The organism is Roseateles sp. P5_E11, assembly GCF_054049355.1.
In genome coordinates this window covers 1-1,614 of sequence record NZ_JBFUMO010000907.1, presented here as the reverse complement: position 1 = coordinate 1,614, position 1,614 = coordinate 1, and the positions used below count along the sequence as shown (strand labels likewise).

The following is a 1,614-nucleotide window of genomic DNA, read 5'->3' as shown; positions in this document are numbered from 1 at the left end:
GCGCTGGTCCATCAGGTCGTTGGGTGTGTGGCCGCTGCCGCGGGTCTTGGAAATCTGGTCGTTGATGTTGGCGATCTGCTGCGCGAGCTGATTGACGACGACGACGTTGGCCTTGAGGTCGCTGACGACGCCGGCCTGCAGATCGGTGACCTGCTGGCCGGCGTTGGAGAAGCGCACGGCCAGCTCGTTGGCCCGGCCCAGGGCGACCTGGCGCGCCGACGGGTCGTTGGGGCGGCTGGTCACGTCGACCATGGCGTTCAGGAACTGGCTGGCGGCATAGCCCAGGCCCTCGGTGCCGGGCGGGAAGATCTTCTCCATGCGCGCCAGTTGCTCGGCACGGGTGGAATCGGCCATGGCGGTGGCCTTGGAGGAAGCGGCCTCCTTGGTCAGGAACTCGTTGTGCGAACGCACGACGGTCTGCACGTCCACGCCCTTGCCGAAGAAGCCGGCACCGGTGTATTGGCCGGCCGAGGTTGTCAGCACCACGGACTGGCGCGAATAGCCCGGCGTGTTGGCGTTGGCAATGTTCTGGCCGATGGTCTGCAACGCCGCCTGGTTGGCGAACATCGCGCGGGCGCCGAGAGTGAGCAAGCCGGCCATTTCAGTTCTCCGTTCCGCGCACGCGGCAGTTGCGGTGCATCAGATTTGCGGGCCGAGCGCCGGGCCGCTCCCTAGCCGGCCCGCGCTGGCGATGTGCTTGCCGGTCGAACCGGCAAGCATCGCCGTCCCCGCGGGGGACCGACCAAGATTCTTCTTGGGCGAGGGGCGTCATATCAAGCCATGAGCGTGCTTTGCACGCGCTGGGTGGTTTGGATGGTCTTCGCCAGCTTCTCGGCATAGGCCGGGTCGGTGGCGTAACCCGCTTGCTGCAGGCCGCGGGCAAAGCCGGCGGCATTGCCGTTCTGGGCCTGGGCGACGACCTTGGCATAACGGTCGTTGCCGCTGATCAGCTTGGCGTAGTCCTTGAAAGCCTCGTCGTAGCTACCGTAGGCGCGAAACTTGGCCGTCACCTTGACGGCCTGGCCGTTGATGACCTCGGTGGTCCTCACGTCGACGGTCTTGCCCTTCCAGCCCGGCGTGGCCTTGATGCCAAAGACGTTGTGCGAAGGCGTGCCGTCGGCGCCGGTGATCTCGCGCTTGCCCCAGCCGCTCTCGTGGGCGGCCTGGGCCACCATGAAGCTGGCCGGGATGCCGGTGGCGGTTGACGCGGCGCGGGCCGCGGCATCGTGCTTTTGGATGAAGCCCTGCACGTGGTTGGGAATGCCCTTGGTGGCCAGTGCCGGCAGAGCCTGGGCCAGCGTCGTCTGGCTGTTCTTCTTGATGTTCTCGGGCGACAGGTCCTGGATGCCCATCTGGCGCTGCAGCTGCTTCTGGATCGCCTCCGACAGGCCGCCGGGGAGGCCGCTCATCTTGCCGGCGAACTGCGTGTCCAGCATTTCGGTGCCGAGCTGGGTCGCGTTGTTGTCCAGCATGCCGCTGGACAGGGTGGACGCGCGCATGCTCTTCATGACTTCCTGCATGAAGAGCGACTCGAACTGCTTGGCCGTCTCACGGATGCTCGCCTTGGGGTCGCGCGAGGCCTGGGCCTTGAGCGCATCAAGGCTGCCCAGGCTC

Annotated in this window: 2 protein-coding genes; both read right to left on the bottom strand. The window is 66.6% G+C overall.

Going from position 1 to position 1,614, the window contains the following annotated elements:
• Window positions 1–600, bottom strand: a 600-nt coding sequence (gene flgK / locus ACXJKR_RS31980) for a flagellar hook-associated protein FlgK (RefSeq protein WP_457326277.1), incomplete at its 3' end; no start/stop codon positions are given.
• Window positions 601–773: 173 nt separating this feature from the next.
• Window positions 774–1,610 carry a flagellar assembly peptidoglycan hydrolase FlgJ gene (flgJ, locus tag ACXJKR_RS31975; protein ID WP_457326278.1) on the bottom strand — a complete coding sequence of 279 codons (837 nt, stop codon included), beginning with the start codon at window positions 1,608–1,610 and terminating at the stop codon, window positions 774–776.
• Between the last annotated feature and the right edge of the window lie 4 nt (window positions 1,611–1,614).